Below are 13,458 nucleotides of genomic sequence, written 5' to 3'. Positions count from 1 at the left end.
GCATGGTGGGGGACCACCGATCACCCGGAGGCCCCCGTGCGCGCGCTCCTGATCACCCTGCTCACCCTGCTGGCCGCCACCCCGGCCGCCGCGGGCACCACCCCGGCGGGCTCCGCGCACCGACCGGTCGCGCTGCGGGTGCTGAGCTTCAACACCCACACCGGCATCGGCGCCGACGGCCGCCTCGACCTCGACCGGGTGGCGGCCACCATCCGCGCCGCCCGCCCGGACGTGGTGGGGTTGCAGGAGGTCGACGTGCACTGGTCCGAGCGCAGCGGGTTCGCCGACCAGGCCCGCGAACTGGCCCGCCGCACCGGCCTGCGGGTGTTCTTCGCCCCGATCTACGACGAGCCGGGCACCCCGCGCCGCCGCTACGGGGTGGCCGTCCTGAGCGCGCTGCCCGTACTGCGCACGGAGAACCACGAGATCACCCGCCTGTCCACACAGGACCCCACCCTGCCCCCGATGCCGATGCCCGGCTTCGCCGAGGCGGTCGTGCTGACCGGGGGCGGCCCGGTGCACGTCTACTCGACGCACCTGGACCACCGCCCCGACCCCTCGGTCCGGGCCGCCCAGGTGGCGGACACCCTGCGGGTGCTGGCGCGGGCGAACGACCCGAAGGTGCTGCTGGGCGACCTCAACGCCGAACCCGGCGCACCCGAACTGGCACCCCTGTGGACCGCGCTGCGCTCGGCCCCCACCGGCCCGACCTATCCCGCCGGGGCCCCGGCCAAGAAGCTCGACCACGTCGCGGTGTCCCCGGGCGTGCGGGTGGCATCGGCGACCGTCGTGGACAGTGCCGCTTCCGACCACCGGCCCGTGCTGGCCGACCTGGTCCTGGGTTCCTAGTCCTGGGCCAGGTCGCGTTCTTCCGCCTCGCGCAGCCGGTACTCGCAGCCGTACTCCAGCGCGTAGTGCAGGTCGTAGTGGTGCACGATCTTGGGGCCACCGTGCAGGTGCACGTGCGTGACCGTCTCCCTCGGCTCGTCCGGCAGCCCGGGCAGCGTGTCCACGCGCCCGTCGAGAGGACCGCCGACATACCGGACCAGGTACGCGTCCGACATGGTGAACCTCCCTTCCGTCACGGCCGTCGCTGAGCAGTGTAGGCGCGGCGGCGGACGATTCCAGGGGTGCAACACGGCCGGGAGCGGTCATCCACCGATCGGACCAGCGGGTGCCACCGCGCGGTGCGCCGGGGTGACGGATCGGGTTCGGCTGTCCACAGGGCGACGGTGCGACCCGGGACCGGGTCCGCGGGGGAGGGCGGTCAGGGCGGGCAGACGGTGCCGTCGCGCGGCACCGCGCCCTCGGTGATGAACGCCGCGGCGGCCTCGGTGGCGCACGCCGAGGAACCCAGCGCCCCGTGGCCCGCGCCCTGCCAGGTCACCAGGGACGCCGTCGCCAGTTGCTGCGCGGCGTGGTCGGTGCCGGAAAGCGGGGTCACCGGGTCGGTGGCGGTGCCCAGCACCACGATCGGCGGCGCGGTGCGCGCCGAGGGCTGCGGCAGCTCCCGCGACGGGATCGGCCACGGGCTGCACACCGCCAGCCACTGCGCGGTCAGCGCGCCGAACACCGGGAAGCGGGTGTTCCAGTCCTTCGCCGCCGCGGTCAACTGCTCGGTGGCCAACCGCGACTTGGTGTCGTTGCACCGCGTCACCAGCGTGGCGTCGAAGGTGGCGGCCCGGTTCTCGGTCTCCCGCAGCACCGGGGTGATGGCGGCGGCCACCCCCGAGGTGTTCCCGGACCGCAGGTCGGCCAGGGCGCGGGACAGGGTGGGCCAGGACTGGCGGTCGGACAGGCCCGCGAGCAGCACGCGCAGCACGACGCCGGGGGTGATCCCGATGTCGTCCGGGGTGCTCAGCGGGTCGGTCTCGGCCCGGTCCAGGATCTCGGTCAGCGCGGCCCTGGCGTTGCCCAGCTCGCAGCCGCGGGCCGCGCAGTCCTCGGCGAACGCCCCGAAGGTCGCGTCCGCCCCCTCGGCCACGCCCTCGAGCACGATCTTGGCGTCCGGGTTCGGGTCGGGCAGGCCGTCCAGCACCAGCCTGCCGACCCGGTCCGGGTAGCGCTCGGCGAACACCGACAGCACCCGCGAACCCTCGCCGTGGCCGATGGCGTGCAGCCGGGTCATGCCCAGGCCGACCCGCAGCGTCTCCGCGTCGCCCGCGCTGCGCCAGGTGTCCAGGGCCTGCAACCGGACCTCCAGCGTGATCGAGCACTGCTGCCCCGCCGTCCTGGCCTGGTCCACCGCCGCCTCGACGTCGAGTTCCCTCGGGTCCAGGCCCACGATGCCGGTGCGGGTCTCCTCCGGCACGCAGCGCGCCGGGTCGCTGCCCCCGGTGCCGCGCCGGTCCACCCCGACCAGGGAAACCTCGGTCAGCAGCGCGGGCGGCAGGGCGGCGGCGAGCCGGGCCGCGTACACCGTCCCCGGCACCCCGTCGACGTCGTTGAACACCGCCACCGGCACCGGACCGGACCCGATCTTGAGCACCTGGAGCCGGGCCAGCCCCTGCCCCGGCAGGGACGGCGAGTCCAGGACCGCGCTGACCCGGGCGCACTCGGTCGGCAGGGTGGTCCGCGGCAGCGTCGCGGTGATCTCCGCGGCGCAGGGGGACCACCGGATCTTCGCGTTGGCGGGGGTGCCGAGCTCGGGCAGCGGCGCCGGGCCGCTCGGCTGCGCCACGGGCGGGGCCTGCTGCTGCACCCCGTCGTTGACGACGATGCCGGGGCGGGTCGACGGTCCGGCCGTGCAGGCGGACAGCAGGGCGAGTGGCACCAGCCAGGTCCAGCGTCCGACCCTCACGCGTTGCCCGTCCCTCTTCCCACGCAGCGGTCCCATGTTCGCCGTCGAGCCTGTCACCACGCAGGTGAGACCCCCGTGAACACCCAGACATAGGATGACTGCGCCCGGGGCGGGCGGTGGAGAGGAGCGTGCGGCTGTGGTGTTCGCACAGGTGGAGCGGACCCCGCGCGGCCCGCTGGCGTGGCCGGCCACCGCCACCCCGCGGCTGACCGGCGCCATCCCGCCCACCGCGCAGGTCCTGCTGGGCATCGTCAGCGTCCAGATCGGCGCCGCCCTGGCCAAGCACCTGTTCGCCACCGCGGGCGCCACCGGCGTGGTCGCCCTCCGCCTGGTCTTCGCCGCGGCGGTCCTGCTGCTGATCTGGCGCCCCTCGCTGCGCGTCGACCGCCGCACCCTCACCGTCGTCGTCGGCTACGGCGTGGTCTTGGCGGCGATGAACACCCTGTTCTACCTCGCCCTGGACCGGATTCCGCTGGGCATCGCCGTCACCGTCGAGTTCCTGGGACCGCTGACCCTGGCCCTGGCGGGCTCCCGCCGCTGGCTCGACGCCCTGTGGGCGCTGCTGGCGGGCGCGGGTGTCGTCCTCCTCGCCCGCGGCGGCGAAGGCGACGTGTCCGTCGTGGGCCTGCTGCTCGCCCTCGGCGCGGGCCTGTGCTGGGCCGGGTACATCCTGCTGGGCGCCGCCCTGGGCCGCGCCAGCGCCGACGGCACCGGCCTGGCCCTGGCCATGGGCGTCGCCGGGCTGGTCGTGCTCCCGATCGGGGCCCTGGACGCGGGCGCCGGGCTGCTGTCCCCGACGGTCCTGCTGGTCGGGCTCGGTGTGGCGCTGATGTCGTCGGTGATCCCGTACTCGCTGGAGCTGGAGGCGCTGCGCAAGATCCCGCCGCGGGTGTTCGGCGTGCTGATGAGCCTGGAACCGGCGGTCGCGGCGATCGCCGGGCTGGTGGTGTTGCGGGAGGCGCTGGCGCCGTACCAGTGGGTGGCGATCTGCTGTGTTGTCGCTGCTTCTGCCGGGGCGACGCGGTATGCGCGTTCTCCGGATGCTTGAGGAACCTGAGATGGCGACGAGGACGCGCGGCCCGACGGGGGGATGTCGCGTGCTCTAACGGGCCAAGCGGTCCAGCAGTTCGCCGAGCAGCGCGCGTTCGCCCGGCGTGAGGTCGCCTGGGTCGTCGGCGGCCAGGGCGCGCAGGGTGAGCGCGGTGCTCGCGCGGGTGGCCGGGGTGCCTGCTGACGGTGTGTGCAGCACGCCTGCCAGCACGGTCTCGCGGAGGCGTCCGGACAGTCCGAAGTCCGGTTCCGGCTGGGTGATCAGGGTCAGCGTGATGCCGACGTTCGCGGCGAGCAGTTGCTCCGCGGCGTCGTCCGCGGGCACCTTCAGCAGGCCGCGCGCGGCGGCCTCGGTGAACCGCTCCCGCAACGCGGCGTGCGCGGGAGCCGTGACGGCACAGGGCTTTCCCGGCTCGGCGCGACCGTAGAGCAGGCCGTAGAACGTCGGGTGCTCCAGCCCGAACCGCACGTGCCGGTCCCAGCCCGTCCGCAGGTCCTCCAGCGGGTCGCCGGAGCTCTCGACCGCCGTGTACTGGGTGAAGCCGTGGTTCACCACGGCGTCGATCAGGCCCTGCTTGCTGCCGAAGTGGTGGTACAGCGTCGGCGCTTGCACGCCTGCGCGTTCGCACACCGCCCGCGTGGACACCGCGCCGCCGCCCTCCAGCAACTCCGCCGCGGCGAGCAGGAGGCGATCCCGTGCGTTCTGCATGGTTGCTACATTAGCGCATGTACCGCTACATTGACTGATATAGCGAAAGGAGAAGTCCATGAGGACCTGGTTCATCACGGGTGGGACGCCGGGAGGGTTCGGCCTGGTTTACGCCGAGGCCGCGCTGGAACAGGGCGATCAGGTGGTGGTGACCGCGCGACGGCCCGCTGAACTGCGGGAATGGGCCGAGCCGTACGGCGACCGCGTGCTGGTCCTCCAGCTCGACGTCACCGATGCCGAACAGGTGCGCGCGGCGGTCGAGGCGGCGGAGGAGCGGTTCGGCGGGATCGACGTGCTCGTCAACAACGCGGGCCGCGGCTGGTTCGGCTCGGTCGAGGGCGCCCCCGATGACACGGTCCGCCGCACGTTCGACCTCAACCTGTTCGCCGTGGTCGAGGTGCTGCGCGCGGTCCTGCCAGGCATGCGGACCCGCGGCGACGGCTGGATCGTGAACATGTCGTCGGTGGCGGGCCTCGTCGGCACGCAGGGGTTCGGCTACTACTCGGCGGCGAAGTTCGCCCTCGAAGGGCTGTCGGAGGCACTGCGCCAAGAGGTCGAGCCGTTCGGTGTGCGCGTGCTCGTCGTGGAGCCGGGAGCGTTTCGCACCAAGGCCTTCGCGGGCTTCCAGGACGAGCCCGTCAACGAGACCGTCGACGCCCACGTGCCGATGGTCGAGGGCGTCAAGGCGGCGTTCGTGGACCACAACGGCAAGCAGGAGGGCGACCCCGAACGCGGGGTGCGGGCCGTGATCAGCGCGATGAACGCACCCGTTCCGCCGCGACGGATCGTGCTCGGCAACTCCGGCTACGACGTCGTCGTCGCGATGCACGAGAACGCACTCGCCGAGCTGCGCGCGAACGAGAAGCTCTCGCGCGGTGCGGACTTCTGAGCCTGTTGCCAGAAGTCGAGGCTGCGACTCGTCTCGTTCGCGGGCGGCCGGCTGGTGCCCGGGCTGGCGGTTTTTTTCAGGAGCCCTGTTCTCTGGCCCTGACCTCGCCGCGCAGGACTGACTCCAGGTCGTAGGTGGCCGGTTCTTCCAGTTGCTCGTACGTGCAGGAGGACGGTTCGCGATCGGGGCGCCAGTGGCGGAACTGGGCGGTGTGGCGGAAGCGGCTGGGGTAGCCGCCCTCGGTGTGCTCGTAGGCGACCTCCACCACCCGCTCCAGCCGCAGGGGGACCCAGGGCTGTTCGGTGGTCCGCCACCGGCTGATGGCCCCGGGCATCCGCGACGCCCCGTTGTCCGGTTGGGACCAGGGGTGGGCCTCGGCTCCGCCGGGGATCAGTTCGGCCATCTCGACCGCCAGTTCCCGGCGGCGGGCGGCGGTGAAGGAGCCGACCACGCCGACGTGGTTGAGGGCGCCGGTGTTGTCGTAGAGGCCCAGCATCAGCGACCCGACCGCCTCGCCGGGTTCGGTGTCCTTGTGCCAGCGCAGGCCCGAGACCACGCAGTCGGCGGTGCGGGCGTGCTTGAACTTGAGCATGGTGCGTTTGTTGGGCGTGTACGGGCCGTTCGGCTTGCCCATCACCCCGTCGAGGCCCGCGCCCTCGAAGATGGTGAACCACTGGCGGGCCAGGTCCGCGTCGGTGGTGGCCGGGGTGAGGTGGACCGAGCCGGTGGGGGTGAGCAGGTCTTCCAGGGTGCGGCGGCGCTCGACGGCGGGGGTTTCCAGGAGGACGGCGTCGCCGAGGGCGAGGACGTCGAAGGCGATGAAGCGGGAGGGGGTCTGCTCGGCGAGGAGGTCCACCCGGCTCTTCGCGGGGTGGATGCGCTCGGAGAGGGCGTCGAAGTCGAGGCGGCCGTCGCGGTCGACGACCAGTTCGCCGTCGAGGACGACCCGGTCGAGCAGGGCCGTCGACAGGGCCGCCACCGCCTCGGGGAAGTAGCGGTTGAGCGGCTTGCCCGAACGCGACTGGAGGGTCACCTCGGGGCCGTCGCGGAAGACCAGGCAGCGGAAGCCGTCCCACTTGGGCTCGAACACCAGGTCCGCGCCGTCCGGGATGGATTTCGACGGCTTGGCGAGCATGGGTTGGACCGGCGGGGTCAGCGGGAGCGCCACGGGGCACATCCTGCCCTGCGAGCCCCGCTCAGCGCACCCGTTGCCGCTCCGCGGTGCCCAGTTCCACGCGGACCGCGGTCGGCAGGGTGTCCACGCCGAGCGATTCGCGGGCCCGGGTCAGCACCGACCCGTCCAGTTCGCGCCACACGTCCTTGAGCCGGGTGCCCTCGTGCAGCCACACGCTCAGCCGCAGCGCGGGCTCCTCGGGGTCGCCGACCACGGTGGCCCTGGCCCGGCTGACCCCGTCGACCTGCTCGGCGTCCACGGCGATCGCCTCGGCGATGGCCGACGCGGTCACCACCAGGCCGGAACCGACCGAGCGGTCCAGCGCCAGGTCCGGGTGCCGCTCGGGCCGCAGCGTCCGGGCGGCCAGCAGGAGGCCCAGCACCAGCAGCAGCACCCCGAGCACGATCGCGCCCACCCTGGCGTGGGTCTGCCAGTTCCCCAGGGTGTCCAGCGCGATCGGGTCGAGCACCGGCCGCACCGCGCGGAACGACCCCAGCCACCCCTGGCCCACCACCAGGGCGGTGGCGCCCGCGAGCAGCGCCAGCAGGCCGATCAGCGCGGTGACGACCCGCTCGGCGCGGTAGGAGCGGGCCAGGGCGGCGACGGACGGCGATTTCATGGGCGTTCCCGGTGTGGGTCGGGGCGGTGGGCGGTCACGAGCGGTCCCGGGGCGAGTCGACGACGACGCTGACCCGGGGCCTGCGGGTCAGCGGCAGGTCCTCAAGGGTGGTGCGCACGACCTCCTGCAACCGGGGCCGCAACTGCTCCTCGGACTCCAGGCCGCTGCTCGCCCGCACCCGCACCTTGCGCGCGGTGGCGGTGACGGAGGCGCCGCTGACGTTCTCCTCGGCGCGCACCCGCGTCCCGACGATCCGGGCGAGCGAGCGCGGTGAGGTGCGGACGGTGACGCCGGGGGTCGGGTCGAGCAGTTCGACGTCCTTGCGCCGGGCGGTCAGCGCCACCAGCAGCAGCACCAGACCGGCCCCGGCGACCACCCAGGCGGTGACCCTGACCTCGGTGTCCTGCCAGGTCAGCCCGGCCAGCCGGTCGCGCCAGGCGGGCCAGGGGACCAGCAGCGGGCCGTCCACCGGACGGGCCCAGGTCCAGCCGACCTCCAGGGCCAGCAGTGCTCCCGCGGCGGCCAGGGCCAGGCCGAGCAGGAGGCTCAGGATTCGGACGAAGACGCGCACTGCCTCACTCCACTCGCGCGCGGATCTCGGGCAGCAGCGCGGAGACGGTGACGTCCACTCCGAGCACCCGGTAGGAGGTGATCCGCTCGACCTCCCCGGTGACCGCGGCGCGCACGTCCGCCACGACCTGGCGCACCGCCGCGGGGTAGTGCAGCGCCAGGTCCACCCGCAGCGACACGGTGTCCCCGGTGCCGTCGACGGTGGCGGTGGCGCCGTGCGAGCCGATGAGCTTGCGCTTGACCGCCGTGGTGCCGGGGGCGGCGTCGGCCGCGTGCTCGGCGATCTTGCGCACCACGACCGGGTCGATGCTCAGCGTGCCCCGGTCGTCCACCTCGATCACCTGTCCCTGCCCCGGCCGCCGAACATGTCGGACAGGTCCAGTTCGCCGTCGACAATCCGGCCGACGACCAGGCCGACGAAGCCGATGGCCAGGGTGATGACGAAGGCCAGGAAGCCCTGCGAGGCGGCCAGGCCCAGGATGAGGCCGGCGAAGATGCCGGTCTGGGTCGCGTTCATGTGTCCCTACTCGTTCCTGGCGGGTCAGCGGACCCGGGGTTTGCGGAAGCGCCTGCTGTGCCAGCGGCGCACCCGGTCGGTCAGACCGCGCACGCCACCCGGTCGGGTGTCCCCGACGACCGGACCGTCCCACCTGCGACCGTCCGGATCGGACTGATCGGCCGCGGCGGCCCGCAGGCGGGCCAGTCCGGTGACGAACTCGTCGTGGTCGCCGCCGACGTCCGGGTGGGCGCGGCGGACGAACTCGCGCCGGGCAGCCCGCTCGCGCGGGTCGGTCACGGCACGTCCACGTCGCTGACGTGGACGTCGACCGGGACCGGCCCGGCCAGCGCCCGGACCGCGCCGCGCACCCGCGCGGCGGCGGCCGGGACGGTGGTGCCCAGGGCCAGCACCACGGAAACCTCGATCGGGTCCCCGGGGGCGCCGACCCGGACACCGACGACCCGCCGCCCGGGCAGCGCAGTGGCGACGGCGCCGAACGCGCCGCCGTCGAGCCGCAGCACCGCGGGGTCGGCCAGCACGGCCGCGCCGATGGCGTCGGCCAGCGCGCCGGGGGAGGCCGCCGGGTCCACGGTCGTCACTCCACTCGGGACGTGGTGGGCGCCTCGTCGTCGCCGTTCTCGTCCGGCAGGTGGATGTCGTTGACCGAGATGTTGACCTCGATGACCTCCAGGCCGGTCATCCGCTCCACGGCGGTGATCACGTTGCGGCGCACCGCCCGCGCCAGCTCGACGATGCCCGCGCCGTACTCCACGACGATGTCGAGGTCGATCGCGGCCTGCTTCTCGCCGACCTCCACCGACACCCCGGAGGTGGACACGGTGCCCGCGCCGGGGATGCGCTCGCGGATCGCGCCGAAGGCCCGGGAGACCCCGCCGCCCATCGCGTACACACCGGACACCTCGCGGGCCGCCATGCCCGCGATCTTCTGCACCACGTTGGAGGCGATGGTGGTCTTGCCGTGCGACTGGTCGTCGGCCAGGCGGGCCGGGGCCACGCCGGTGCGGGTGGCGGGGGAGGTGTCGGCGGCCTGGTCGGGCTTGATCGGGTTCGTGGTTGCCATCGTCGGCAGTTCCTTCCGAATGGGCTGAGGGCTCACCGCCCCTGACGCTGCTGCGTTCGGGGCCGTGCACTCAGTCAGATGCCCGCACCCGCCGACAACTCTCGCCAAGTCACCCGGATGGGGGATGGGTCACATCGACCACCCGGACGTCGACCACCGGCACCCGCTCACCCAGGTGCGGGGCCAGGCTCGCCAGGACGTGGGCGCGCAGCCGCTCGGCGAGCGGATCGATGGCCGTGCCGAACCGGACGGCCAGTCCCAACTCGACGGTCCCGGGTCCGGTGGTGACGGACCGCAGGTGCCCGCCGCCCGTGTCCGCCAGGTACTCCGCGGCCGCCGCCCGAGCCGCCAGGGCGACGACCCGCTCGGACACCCGCAGCGCCCCGCCCTCCTGGTCCACCTCCACGACGCCGCCCGCACCGCGCACCGCCCGCACCGCGGCCAGCGCCCGCTCGGCCAGCCCCGGCGGGGTGGGCAGCGGCACGGCGGCCGCCGCGCGCACCCGCGCCCAGTCGTCCTCCGCCGCGGCCAGCACCGGCGCGCAGTGCGGGCAGGCCGCGGCGTGCTCGGCCAGGGCCGGGTCGGCGGCGTGGCCGTCGGCGGCGAGCGCCACCAGGTCGGCCCGGTCGCGCCCGCAGGGCAGTGCGCCCGGATCGGTTCGGGGATCGGTCATCGCAGTTCCTCCAGCTTGGCGAGCAGGGCGACCCGGGCCCGGTACAGCCGCTTGTGCAGCACCGACACGCTGACCTGGAGCACGCCCGCCACCTCCTTGTAGCTCAGGCCCTCCAGCTCGCGCAGCACCAGGGGCACGCGCTGGGAGGGCTCCAGGGTGGCGATCGCCCGGTGCACCGCGCTCGCCCGCTCGCCGAGCAGCGCCCACGCCTCCGGCGACGGCTGGGCGTCGGTCAGCCTGCCCGCGGGCACCTCGTCGAGCGCCACCGTGGGCCTGCGGCGGCGCAGGTGGGCCATGGCGGTGTTGGTGACCACCCGGTACAGCCAGGTCGACACGGCCGCGTCGCCCCGGAAGGACGCCCGGCCGCGCCAGGCGGCGATCCAGGCGTCCTGCACCACGTCCTCGGCCTCGGCCGGGTCGCCGCACAGCCGCAGCGCCACCCGGTACATCCGGTCGGTGTGCGCGCGCACCAGGTCGTCGAACGCCTCCGGGTCCAGTGCCACGGCGTCAGTCCCCCCGCCGGTAGCGCAGCATCAGGAAGCCGTCGTCGGACAGCACCGAGGCCAGGGCCAGCCGCCGCGGCACCGGCACCGGACCGCCGCCGGTGATCCGGCCGATCCCGCCGCCCGCGAGCAGCGGCGCCACCGTCAGGCAAAGCTGGTCGACCAGGTCGGCGGCGACCAGGTCCCCGAACAGCCGCGGCCCGCCCTCGCAGCACACCCGGCGCAGCCCGCGCTCGTCCAGCGCGGCCAGCGCGGCAACCGGGTCGAGTTCGCGCCCACCCGCCACGACGACGTCCGCCCCGGCCGCGGTGAGCGCGGCCCGGTCGGCCGCCGCCGAGGCCCCGGTGGTGATCACGATCGGGGGAACGGCGGTGTCGGTGAGCAGCGGCGAGTCCGGGGGGACCGAGCAGCGCGGGGTCACCACCGCGATCGGCGGCAGCTCCGCCAGCCCGCGCCGCAGCCGCCGGTCGGTCCGCGTCTCGGTGCGCTTGAGGCCCCGGTAGCCCTCGTCGCGGGCGGTGCCCCAGCCGACCAGCACGACGTCGGCGAGGTCGCGGCCGAGCGCGAACACCTTCTTGTCCGCCGGACCGGACAGGCCCGCCGAATGGCCGTCGACGGCCACCGCGCCGTCCGCGCTGGTGACGAAGTTGACCTGCACCCACGGCCGGTCGAGGTCGTCGGGGTAGTCGTAGAGCCGTTCGAGCGCGGTGTCGTCCACCACGGTGGGCGAACCGCCGGGGGAGGGGGGCCACAGCCTGTGCACCCGCCCAGCCAAGCACGCGGATACGCTCCCGGCATGTCCGCCGGGAAACTCACCGACCGCCAGCCCGAGATCGGCGCCGACGAGCTGGTCGCCGCGCTGGCACCGCCGCCGCGCTTCGGCGGGGTCCGGTTCGACACCTACGTGCCCAACCCGGACGAGCCCAGCCAGGCCGCCGCGGTCGAGGCGGGCTCGGCCTTCGCCGCGCGGGTCGGCGCGGGCGGCGGGGAGCGGTCGTTCCTCAAGCGGGTGTTCGGCGGCAAGGCCGACCCGGGCAAGCCGGGCCTCTACCTCGACGGCGGCTTCGGCGTCGGCAAGACCCACCTGCTGGCCTCGCTGTGGCACGCGGTGCCCGGACCCAAGGCGTTCGGCACGTTCGTCGAGGTCACCAACCTGGTCGGCGCGCTCGGCTTCCGCGAGGCGGTCACCCGGCTCTCCGGGCACCGGCTGCTGGCCCTCGACGAGTTCGAACTCGACGACCCCGGCGACACCATGCTGGTCACCCGCCTGCTCGCCGAGCTGACCGACGCGGGCGTGCACGTGGCGGCCACGTCGAACACGCTGCCGGACAAGCTGGGGGAGGGGCGGTTCGCCGCCGAGGACTTCCTGCGCGAGATCCAGGCCCTGTCCGCCCGCTTCGACGTCGTGCGGGTCGACGGCCCGGACTACCGCCACCGCGGCCTGCCCGACGCCCCCGACCCGATGACCGACGCCGACCTGGCCGCCAGTGCCGAGCGGGTCGAAGGGTCCACACTGGACGACTTCACCGCGCTGTGCGCGCACCTGGCCCGGGTGCACCCCTCGCGCTACGGCAGGCTCGTCGACGGGGTGACCGCTGTGCACCTGCGCGGGGTGGCGCCGCTGACCGGGCAGGACGTGGCGCTGCGGCTGGTCGCGTTCGCCGACCGGCTCTACGACCGCGCGGTACCGGTCGTGGTCTCCGGCGCGCCGGTGTCGGCGCTGTTCACCGAGGAGATGCTGCGCGGCGGCTACCGCAAGAAGTACCTGCGGGCGGTCAGCAGGCTGGTGGCCCTGTCCCGGGACGCGGCGTCGTTGCCGGGCGCCCAGGACTAAACCGCGGTACCGGCCGGGACCGGGAACCGGCTGGTGGGGCTAGGTGTGGCGGCCGGTCGGGGTGGACTTGTGCTCGTCGATCAGCGCCCACACGGACACGCCGGTCTTCGACCCCGCCGCACGCGCCCCCGACTGCCTGCGGGGGCGTGGAGCGGTCTCGGTCGCGTCGTGCCTGCTCTCCGAGAAACCGAGTTCCTGGTTGATCTGGTCGTAGATGGGTGTGTCGGTCACCGCCATCCTCTCCGTCGCGAAAGGCCGCTCTGCCAGGTTACGCACCGTACGCCCCCGGTTTCAGGGCGCCACGCGGTGGTCCCCCCGCCACTTCGGGTGACGACCCGCCACGCTACCGGTGGAGCCGTCCGGGCGCCGGACCGCCGACCGCGCGGACACCGGCAGGCGGTCGATCCCCGCCGCGACCACGATCACGGCCCCGACCGCCCAGAACAGCGCGCCGACGGTGTCACTCGGGTAGTGGTAGGCGAGCCCGACGATCGCGGCCGCCGCGACCGCGGTCAGGACCAGCCCCGCCACCCCCGACAGCAGCGCGGTCCGCAGCCGGGCACCCGCCGGGGCACTGCCCGCGCCCACCAGCGTGATCACCGCCAGGATCGACACCAGCGTGCCGGTGTGCCCGCTCGGGTAGGCGAGGTAGTCGTCGTGCGTGCGGTCGAACAGCGGCTTGAGCACCCAGGTGTTCACGGCGGCGGTGAACACCGGCCCGGCCACCGCCAGCAGCGCCACCCGCGGCCTGCGCAGCCGCAGCGCGATCACCACCAGCACCACCATGAGCCCGACCATCGCCGCGGGGGCCGTCGAGTACGACAGCGGCTCCAGCACACCGGGCACCCCGGCGAACACCCGGTCCACCGCCCCGGTCACCGCCGCGTCCGCGGCCCCGGCGTCGGCCTGGCCCGCCACCGGCAGGCCCAGGGCGAGCACGGCGGCGAAGCACACCGCGGCCACCGCGGCGGCGGGACCGCGCAGCGGTCGGGGCAGCAGGCGGTCACGTTCCACGGGTCCCACTATGCCCGCGGTGACCCGGCCGAGCCGATCCGAC

20 protein-coding genes are annotated in these 13,458 nt (G+C 74.4%); 4 read left to right on the top strand and 16 right to left on the bottom strand.

The genetic code is table 11. The features are described 5' to 3' along the window. Positions 1-36: 36 nt before the first annotated feature. Complete coding sequence (locus tag UO65_RS14830; protein ID WP_035282959.1) at positions 37-849, top strand: endonuclease/exonuclease/phosphatase family protein; 813 nt, start codon at positions 37-39, stop codon at positions 847-849. Here the strand turns inward: UO65_RS14830 and UO65_RS14825 are convergent. Continuing rightward, complete coding sequence (locus tag UO65_RS14825) at positions 846-1,085, bottom strand: hypothetical protein (RefSeq protein ID WP_233427582.1); 240 nt, start codon at positions 1,083-1,085, stop codon at positions 846-848. The two genes, UO65_RS14830 and UO65_RS14825, sit on opposite strands and share 4 nt — an antisense overlap. A gap of 182 nt (positions 1,086-1,267) precedes the next feature. After that, positions 1,268-2,800 carry an alpha/beta fold hydrolase gene (locus tag UO65_RS14820; protein ID WP_052021183.1) on the bottom strand — a complete coding sequence of 511 codons (1,533 nt, stop codon included), beginning with the start codon at positions 2,798-2,800 and terminating at the stop codon, positions 1,268-1,270. Positions 2,801-2,936: 136 nt separating this feature from the next. Here UO65_RS14820 and UO65_RS14815 point away from each other — a divergent pair, with 136 nt between their 5' ends. Beyond that, positions 2,937-3,848 (top strand): EamA family transporter, encoded by a 912-nt coding sequence (locus UO65_RS14815; RefSeq protein ID WP_035282954.1) that lies wholly within the window; start codon positions 2,937-2,939, stop codon positions 3,846-3,848. A 54-nt stretch (positions 3,849-3,902) separates the two neighbouring features. On the opposite strand, the gene UO65_RS14810 is transcribed toward UO65_RS14815, so the two are convergent. After that, complete coding sequence (locus UO65_RS14810) at positions 3,903-4,559, bottom strand: TetR/AcrR family transcriptional regulator (RefSeq protein WP_035282953.1); 657 nt, start codon at positions 4,557-4,559, stop codon at positions 3,903-3,905. 58 nt (positions 4,560-4,617) lie between these two features. Here UO65_RS14810 and UO65_RS14805 point away from each other — a divergent pair, with 58 nt between their 5' ends. Next, positions 4,618-5,448 (top strand): SDR family NAD(P)-dependent oxidoreductase, encoded by an 831-nt coding sequence (locus UO65_RS14805; protein WP_035282951.1) that lies wholly within the window; start codon positions 4,618-4,620, stop codon positions 5,446-5,448. 76 nt (positions 5,449-5,524) lie between these two features. Here the strand turns inward: UO65_RS14805 and UO65_RS14800 are convergent, their stop codons facing one another. From UO65_RS14800 to UO65_RS14750, 11 genes are all read right to left on the bottom strand, one after another. Further along, the gene (locus UO65_RS14800) at positions 5,525-6,625 is read right to left on the bottom strand and encodes an ATP-dependent DNA ligase (RefSeq protein ID WP_035282950.1); all 1,101 of its coding nucleotides are present in this window, start codon (positions 6,623-6,625) and stop codon (positions 5,525-5,527) included. A gap of 19 nt (positions 6,626-6,644) precedes the next feature. Further along, positions 6,645-7,241 (bottom strand): hypothetical protein, encoded by a 597-nt coding sequence (locus UO65_RS14795; protein ID WP_035282949.1) that lies wholly within the window; start codon positions 7,239-7,241, stop codon positions 6,645-6,647. A gap of 34 nt (positions 7,242-7,275) precedes the next feature. Further along, entirely contained in the window at positions 7,276-7,812 is a 537-nt protein-coding gene (locus tag UO65_RS14790) for a DUF6286 domain-containing protein (protein WP_035282948.1), read from the bottom strand. A 4-nt stretch (positions 7,813-7,816) separates the two neighbouring features. After that, positions 7,817-8,152: an Asp23/Gls24 family envelope stress response protein gene (locus tag UO65_RS14785; RefSeq protein WP_035282947.1), complete on the bottom strand. Its 336-nt coding sequence runs from the start codon at positions 8,150-8,152 to the stop codon at positions 7,817-7,819. After that, positions 8,149-8,328, bottom strand: a complete 180-nt coding sequence (locus UO65_RS14780) for a hypothetical protein (protein ID WP_035282946.1) — start codon at positions 8,326-8,328, stop codon at positions 8,149-8,151. Before UO65_RS14780 ends, UO65_RS14785 begins: the two co-directional genes overlap by 4 nt. A 24-nt stretch (positions 8,329-8,352) precedes the next feature. Continuing rightward, positions 8,353-8,607 (bottom strand): hypothetical protein, encoded by a 255-nt coding sequence (locus UO65_RS14775; protein ID WP_035282944.1) that lies wholly within the window; start codon positions 8,605-8,607, stop codon positions 8,353-8,355. Then, positions 8,604-8,900 carry a hypothetical protein gene (locus tag UO65_RS14770; protein ID WP_035283035.1) on the bottom strand — a complete coding sequence of 99 codons (297 nt, stop codon included), beginning with the start codon at positions 8,898-8,900 and terminating at the stop codon, positions 8,604-8,606. The genes UO65_RS14775 and UO65_RS14770 overlap by 4 nt, the downstream gene beginning before the upstream one ends. A 5-nt stretch (positions 8,901-8,905) precedes the next feature. Beyond that, on the bottom strand, positions 8,906-9,391 hold the full coding sequence (locus UO65_RS14765; RefSeq protein WP_035282943.1) for an Asp23/Gls24 family envelope stress response protein: 486 nt from the start codon (positions 9,389-9,391) through the stop codon (positions 8,906-8,908). A gap of 109 nt (positions 9,392-9,500) precedes the next feature. After that, positions 9,501-10,064 carry a hypothetical protein gene (locus UO65_RS14760; protein WP_035282942.1) on the bottom strand — a complete coding sequence of 188 codons (564 nt, stop codon included), beginning with the start codon at positions 10,062-10,064 and terminating at the stop codon, positions 9,501-9,503. Next, positions 10,061-10,567 (bottom strand): RNA polymerase sigma factor, encoded by a 507-nt coding sequence (locus UO65_RS14755; protein ID WP_035282941.1) that lies wholly within the window; start codon positions 10,565-10,567, stop codon positions 10,061-10,063. The genes UO65_RS14760 and UO65_RS14755 overlap by 4 nt, the downstream gene beginning before the upstream one ends. Before the next feature lie 4 nt (positions 10,568-10,571). Further along, positions 10,572-11,330: a pyrimidine reductase family protein gene (locus UO65_RS14750; RefSeq protein WP_035282940.1), complete on the bottom strand. Its 759-nt coding sequence runs from the start codon at positions 11,328-11,330 to the stop codon at positions 10,572-10,574. Positions 11,331-11,363: 33 nt separating this feature from the next. Here UO65_RS14750 and zapE point away from each other — a divergent pair, with 33 nt between their 5' ends. After that, the gene (zapE, locus tag UO65_RS14745; RefSeq protein WP_035282937.1) at positions 11,364-12,401 is read left to right on the top strand and encodes a cell division protein ZapE; all 1,038 of its coding nucleotides are present in this window, start codon (positions 11,364-11,366) and stop codon (positions 12,399-12,401) included. Positions 12,402-12,440: 39 nt separating this feature from the next. On the opposite strand, the gene UO65_RS14740 is transcribed toward zapE, so the two are convergent. Together UO65_RS14740 and UO65_RS14735 are read right to left on the bottom strand one after the other, a co-directional pair. After that, positions 12,441-12,632: a hypothetical protein gene (locus tag UO65_RS14740; protein ID WP_146241235.1), complete on the bottom strand. Its 192-nt coding sequence runs from the start codon at positions 12,630-12,632 to the stop codon at positions 12,441-12,443. A 60-nt stretch (positions 12,633-12,692) separates the two neighbouring features. Continuing rightward, complete coding sequence (locus UO65_RS14735) at positions 12,693-13,415, bottom strand: phosphatase PAP2 family protein (protein ID WP_052021182.1); 723 nt, start codon at positions 13,413-13,415, stop codon at positions 12,693-12,695. Between the last annotated feature and the right edge of the window lie 43 nt (positions 13,416-13,458).

This window comes from Actinokineospora spheciospongiae (assembly GCF_000564855.1).
GTDB classification, from domain to species: domain Bacteria; phylum Actinomycetota; class Actinomycetes; order Mycobacteriales; family Pseudonocardiaceae; genus Actinokineospora; species Actinokineospora spheciospongiae.
The sequence above is the reverse complement of the archived record's forward strand: the minus strand, read 5'-3'. Positions and strand labels throughout refer to the sequence as shown.